The organism is Frateuria sp., from assembly GCF_013362045.1.
In the GTDB taxonomy this organism is placed as follows: domain Bacteria; phylum Pseudomonadota; class Gammaproteobacteria; order Xanthomonadales; family Rhodanobacteraceae; genus Frateuria_A.
Map to the genome: position 1 here is coordinate 1 of NZ_JABFWW010000042.1, position 6471 is coordinate 6471.

General features: G+C 69.1%; 3 protein-coding genes and 1 pseudogene. All 4 read left to right on the plus strand.

Going from position 1 to position 6471, the window contains the following annotated elements:
* Positions 1-125: 125 nt before the first annotated feature.
* Complete coding sequence (locus HOQ08_RS02060; RefSeq protein ID WP_291190846.1) at positions 126-2138, plus strand: glycoside hydrolase family 13 protein; 2013 nt, start codon at positions 126-128, stop codon at positions 2136-2138.
* Between the two features lie 209 nt (positions 2139-2347).
* Entirely contained in the window at positions 2348-4507 is a 2160-nt protein-coding gene (locus tag HOQ08_RS02065; protein ID WP_291190849.1) for a Six-hairpin glycosidase-like protein, read from the plus strand.
* A 97-nt stretch (positions 4508-4604) separates the two neighbouring features.
* Entirely contained in the window at positions 4605-6092 is a 1488-nt protein-coding gene (locus HOQ08_RS02070; protein WP_291190852.1) for an MFS transporter, read from the plus strand.
* Between the two features lie 40 nt (positions 6093-6132).
* A pseudogene (locus tag HOQ08_RS02075) lies at positions 6133-6471 on the plus strand (cyclomaltodextrin glucanotransferase); the annotation flags it as partial.

Sequence of the window (6471 nt, forward strand, 5' to 3'; positions counted from 1 at the left end):
TGGCGCAAAACATCACGCTGGGGCGGTGACCACGGGCAAACCCTCTGCGGGAGCGGCTCCGCTCCCGCCGGGTTTTTCCTGCATGGTGCCGCTCGGCGCAAGGTCTTCATCGGGAGGGAGGTCTCATGCGCAACCATGTACAGAAGGCACACCGCGGCAAAGTCACCGTCGCCATCCTCGCAGCACTGGCGCTCTACGCCCTGTATCCGCCGGCCCTGCTGGCGGCCAGCAACGACAACAACGTGGAGTGGAACGGCCTGTTCCACGACCAGGGTCCGCTCTACGACAACTATGCTGAACCGACCGCCGCGCAGGCGGTCACGCTGACCCTGCGCACCTTCAAGGGCGACATCACCAGCGCCAACATCAAGTACTACGACAGCGCCGACGGCCTGTTCCACTGGGTGGCGATGAGCTGGTCGGCCAACGACGCCACCGGCAATTTCGACTTCTGGAAGGGCACCATCCCGGCCAGCGCCTCGAAAAAGTACTACCGCTTCCAGATCAACGACGGCACTGCGACGGCGTGGCTCAACGCGGCGGGCACCACGTCCGCCGAGCCGTCCTCCGGCGACTTCTTCATCCTCCCCGGCTTCACCACCCCGGCATGGATGAAGAACGGCGTGATGTACCAGATCTTCCCGGACCGCTTCTACAACGGCAACACCGCCAACGACGTCACCAACGGCCAGTACACCTACGCCGGCTGCGCCACCGAGAAGCACGCCTGGGGCTCGAGCGTGGTGTCCAACGTCGGCGGCTGCAACAGCGCCGTGTTCTTCGGCGGCGACCTGGCCGGCGTCGACCAGAAGCTCGGCTACATCAAGAACACCGTCGGCGCCGACATCATCTACCTCAACCCGATCTTCCTCTCGCCGACCAACCACAAGTACGACACCGAGGACTACACCCAGGTCGACCCGGCGTTCGGCAGCAACACGCTGCTGCAGACGCTGGCCGCCGACATCCACGGCACCGCCAACGGGCCGAAGGGCTACCTGATCCTCGACGGCGTGTTCAACCACACCGGCGACACCCACGCCTGGTTCGACCGCTACAACTGGTGGACCACGAGCGGCGCCTACGAGTCGCAGTCCAGCCCGTGGTACGGCTACTACACGTTCCAGACCTGGCCCAACACGTACTCCGCCTTCTTCGGCATCTCCAGCATGCCCAAGCTCGACTACGGCGCCAGCGGCTCGGCCGTGCGCAACGCGATCTACGGCAGCAGCACGTCCGTGGTGCAGACCTACCTGAAGGCTCCTTACTCCATCGACGGCTGGCGCCTCGATGCGGCGCAGTACTTCGATGCGGGAGGCAACAACGGCAGCGACGCGACCAACCACCAGATCACGGCCGAACTGCGCAACGCGGTGAAGTCGGTCAACCCCAACGCGGAGATCCTCGGCGAGTTCTGGGGCAACGCCGGCCCGTGGACCGCCGGCGGCGACCAGTGGGACAGCGCGATGAACTACGACGGCTTCATGCAGCCCGTCTCCGAGTGGATCACCGGCCAGGACTACAACGGCAACGCCGCCTCGATCCCGGTCAGCCAGTTCGACAGCTGGTTGCACGGCACCCGCGCCAACTACCCGACCAACGTGCAGCAGACCATGAGCAACGCGCTCGGCAGCCACGATGTCACCCGCTTCGGCACCCGCGCCGGCGGCGACATCTGGAAGACCTATCTGGCGTTGTTCGTCCAGATGACCTACGTGGGCACGCCGACGATCTACTACGGCGACGAGTACGGCATGCAGGGCGGCGCCGACCCGGACAACCGCCGCACCTTCGACTGGACCGTCGGCAGTTCCACCAACAGCGCCGTGGCGCTGGCCCAGAAGCTGATCGCCATCCGCAACGCCTACCCGGCGCTGCGTACCGGCTCGTTCATGACGCTGCTCACCGACGACACCAACAAGCTGTATGCCTACGGCCGCTTCGACGCCGCCAACCGCATTGCCGTGGTGCTCAACAACGACTCGGTCACGCACTCGGTCACCGTGCCGGTGTGGCAACTCAGCGTCACCAACGGTAGCGTGCTCACCGACAAGGTCTCGGGCACTTCGTATACGGTGCAGAACGGCCAGGTCACGCTCAACGTGAACGGGCACTACGGCGCGATCCTCGCGCAGTAGCGCCTGCATCGCAGGGCGGGCTTGCTCGGTATGCCTTCCAAAGGCATCGCGGCAGGCCCGCTCCTGCGGCACCGGGGAGGCGCGCAACCGCCTCATGAATACGTATGCAGGCGCTGGTTGCTGCACTGCGACGCTACCTACCATGCCCACTGCCCAAGCGCCGCCCGAGGAGAGCCGCCGGATGACCCCACTGCCCGCCCCGCCCCGTCATGCTTAGCCTGCTGCTGACCGCGGCGATGGCCTCCGGCGCGGCCGTCCCGCCTTGGCGCGACGGACTGGACTGGCATGGCATGCACGCGGGCATGAGCCGCGACGCGCACGGCGCCTGGACACTGGCAGGGCCGTTCGGCCAGCGCGCGATCCAGCCCCAGCCCCTGCGCACGGATACCGCCAGCCCCCTGTTCGACGGCCTGTTCGCGATGGCCCAGGACGACCTGGCGCAGGACTCGGTCGCCGCCATCCGCGATGGTGCCTTCGACCACGGGCAACCGATTGCCTGCCACTGCTTCGAGACGGGCGAGAAGTGGCACTACGTATGGACGCGCGACCTGGCCTACGCGATCGACCTGGGGCTGTGGCGCTTCGATGCCGCGCGCTCGCGCAACGGGCTGAAGTTCAAGCTGTCCGACCTGCGCATGGCCTCCGCGCCGCAAGGCCTGTACGTCATGCAGGACACCGGTTCGGGCGGCAGCTGGCCGGTCAGCACCGATCGCATCGTGTGGTTCCTCGGCGCGCGCCACCTGCTGGACGACGCCGCCTTCGCCGAAGAGGTGCGCAAGGCGCTGGCCGATACGCTGGCGCAGGACCGCCAGTACGCCTTCGACCCCGCGCTCGGCCTCTACCGCGGCGAAACCTCCTTCCTGGACTGGCGCGAACAGACCTACCCGGCCTGGACCGCCCACGACGTGCGCTTCATCGCGCAGTCGTTCGCGCTATCCACCAACGTGCTGCACTACCAGGCGCTCGAACTCGCCGCCGGGCTGGCGAGCGGCCAGGGCGACGCGGCCGGCTACCGCGCCCAGGCCGCTGCGCTGAAGCAGGCCATCAACGCACACTTCTGGCGCGCCGACCGCGGCCTGTACATGAGCTACATCGGCGGCGACGGCCTGCCGGTCGAGGCCTACGACCTGCTCGGCCTGTCCCTGGCGATCACCAGCGGCGTGGCCGACCCGGCACGCGCGCGCCAGGCGCTGGCCAGCTATCCCGCCTGGCCGGCCGGCAGCCCGGTGATCTGGCCCGAGCGAGCCGACCAGCCGATCTACCACAACCGCGCGATCTGGCCGTTCGTCAGCGCCTACGCCCTGCGCGCGGCACGTGCCGCAGACGACCCGGTGCGCATCGCGCACGAGATCCGCTCGGTGATCCGCGGCGCCGCGCTCGCCGGCTCGAACATGGAGAACTACGAACTGCTGAGCCAGGGCGTGCACGTCGATGACGGCGCGCTGAGCGGCCCGGTGGTCAACTCGCCGCGCCAGCTGTGGTCGGTGGCCGGTTTCCTGGACGTGGCGACCGAGGGCGTGTTCGGCCTGACCGACGACGGCCGCGTCGAGCCCAAGCTGCCGGTGGAGCTGGTGCCGATGCTGTTCGGCGACGCCGACCACATCGACCTGCAACTGCGCGACCGCCGCATCACCCTGCGCCGTCCATCCAGGCTGGACGGCAACCTGCTGGTCGCCGGCACTACCCGGCAGGAGGGCAGCCACACCGTGGTCCAGCTCAAGGCCATCCGGGTGGCCGAACCGCCGCTGCGCACCGATGCGCCGCTCTACGCGCCCGCGACGCCGCCCGCACCGACGGTCGAGGCCGACGGCGGGCACTGGCGCGTGCGCAGCGCGGGCAAGGGGATGCTCTACGTCAATGGCCGGCGCCACGGCACGATCGAGGGCAGCGCGACCGTCGAACGCACCGCGGCACTGCAATGCTTTCGCGTGACACGGGTCGATGGGCATGGCATCGAATCGCTGCCCAGCCCCGCCGTATGTCCCGGCGACGCGATCCGCGTCGCCGGCGGCTGGCCGCGCGCCTGGACGGCGCCACGCGCCGGCCGCTACCGCGCCCTGCTCGACTACGCCAACGCGCATGGCCCGATCAACACCGGCATCACCGCCGCCGTGAAATGGCTGGTGATCGACTGTGGCAACCGTGCGCCGCAACGCCTGCCGCTGGTGATGCCGCACAGCGAGGGCCGCCAGCATTCCACCTGGGGCAGCTTCACCGCGCAGGCCGGCGCGCGTTGCCGCTTCACACTCGAGGACGGCTTCAACATGAGCTACCTGCGCCACAACGCCCATTACACCGGCGGCACGGGCGGCAGCGCAGGGCCGCTGAACGAGGCCGACGTCGGCGAGTTGCTGATCGCGCCGCTGTGACCGGCCGCGCCGGCTCACGGCCCTTCTTCCCTGCCCGGGAAGGAGCCCTTCCGGCGCAGGCCGCATCGTCCCCTACCCACCTGACCACGGCGACTCGATGAGCAACAAACCCACCCTGTCCTTCTGGCAGATCTGGAACATGTGCTTCGGCTTCCTGGGGATCCAGTTCGGTTTCGCCCTGCAGAACGCCAACGTCAGCCGCATCTTCCAGACGCTCGGTGCGGACGTGGGGCAGATCCCGGTCCTGTGGATCGCCGCGCCGTTCACCGGCCTGATCGTGCAGCCGGTCATCGGCTATTTCTCCGACCGCACCTGGAACCGGCTCGGGCGGCGCCGGCCGTACTTCCTGGTCGGCGCGATCCTTTCGACGCTCGCACTGCTGTGGATGCCGAATGCGCCGGCGCTGTGGGTGGCGGCGGGACTGCTGTGGGTGCTCGACGCCTCGATCAACGTTTCGATGGAGCCGTTCCGCGCCTTCGTCGGCGACCAGCTGCCGACCGGGCAGCGCCCGCTGGGCTACGCCATGCAGAGCTTCTTCATCGGTGTCGGCGCGGTGGTCGCCTCGGCCCTGCCATGGCTGCTGAGCCGGCTGGGCGTGCCCAACGTGGCCCCGGCCGGCCACATTCCCGCCACCGTGACCTGGGCGTTCTACCTGGGCGGCGCGGTGCTGTTCGGCGCCGTGCTGTGGACGGTGCTGACCACGCGCGAGTACCCGCCGCTGGCGCTGGAAGCCTTCGATGACGCTGCGGCGGAGCTGCCGCCGACCGATGCCTCGCGCGCCTGGCGGCCCGGCCTGCTGCTGGTCCTCGCGGGCACGCTGGTGCTGTTGGCCGTGCGCCGCTACGCGCTGGAGAAGGAGCTGTACCTGCTCGCCGGCGGCCTGATCGTGTTCGGCGCCCTGTTCGCCTGGCTCAGCGCGACCCGCAGCCGCGGCATGCTGCAGCAGGTGATGGGCGACCTGTACGGCATGCCCGGCCCGATGCGACGGCTCGCCTGGGTGCAGTTCTTCTCGTGGTTCGCCCTGTTCGCGATGTGGATCTACACCACGCCGGGCGTGACCCAGACCCTCTACGGCAGCACCGATCCCTCCTCGGCCGCCTACAACGAGGGGGCCAACTGGGTGGGCGTGCTGTTCGCCGCCTACAACGGCTTCGCCGCGCTGGCCGCCGTCGCCATCCCGCGCATGGTGCGCTGGTGGGGCCTGCGCGTGAGTCACCTGGTGAACCTGTGCCTGGGCGGCGCCGGACTGCTGTCCTTCCTCGTGGTACGCGACCCGCGCTGGCTGCTGGCCTCGATGGTGGGCGTGGGCTTCGCCTGGGCCTCGATCCTGTCCCTGCCCTACGCGCTGCTGTCGGACAACCTGCCGGCGGCGAAGATGGGCGTGTACATGGGCATCTTCAATTTCTTCATCGTGATCCCGCAGCTGCTCGCCGCCAGCGTGCTGGGCATGCTGCTCAAGACCCTGTTCGGCAACCAGCCGATCTGGGCGCTGGCGCTGGGCGGCGCCAGCCTGGTCGTCGCCGGCCTGTGCACGCTGCGCGTGCGCGAGCCGACGGCGACCGCTACGCCGCAGCCGGCCCCGTGACCGCGTCCAGCCAGTGCCCCGTGCCACCGGAAGGAAATCCATGCGACACAAGCCCGTCCTCACCAGCCTCGCCAGCCTCGCCTTGTCCACCGGCCTGGCCCACGCCGCGGCCGCGCAACCCGAGTTCTACGGCACCGACGCGCCGTTCGCCTCCAACGCGATCTACTTCGTGCTGACCGACCGCTTCGTCAACGGCGACCCGTCCAACGACCACCGCGACCAGGGCGGCGCGCACCGCACCTTCGACATTCCGGTGTCCGGCGCGCCCAAGGGCGAGAGCGCCAACATCGGCTACCTGGGCGGCGACTTCAAGGGCGTGCTGGACAACGCCGGCTACATCCGCGGCATGGGCTTCGGCGCCGTGTGGATCACGCCGATC

Excerpts from the sequence above, each read along its gene's own strand:
- HOQ08_RS02060 (WP_291190846.1), top strand. The coding sequence starts at position 126 with ATGCGCAACCATGTACAGAAGGCACACCGCGGCAAAGTCACCGTCGCC.
- HOQ08_RS02065 (WP_291190849.1), top strand. The coding sequence starts at position 2,348 with ATGCTTAGCCTGCTGCTGACCGCGGCGATGGCCTCCGGCGCGGCCGTC.
- HOQ08_RS02070 (WP_291190852.1), top strand. The coding sequence starts at position 4,605 with ATGAGCAACAAACCCACCCTGTCCTTCTGGCAGATCTGGAACATGTGC.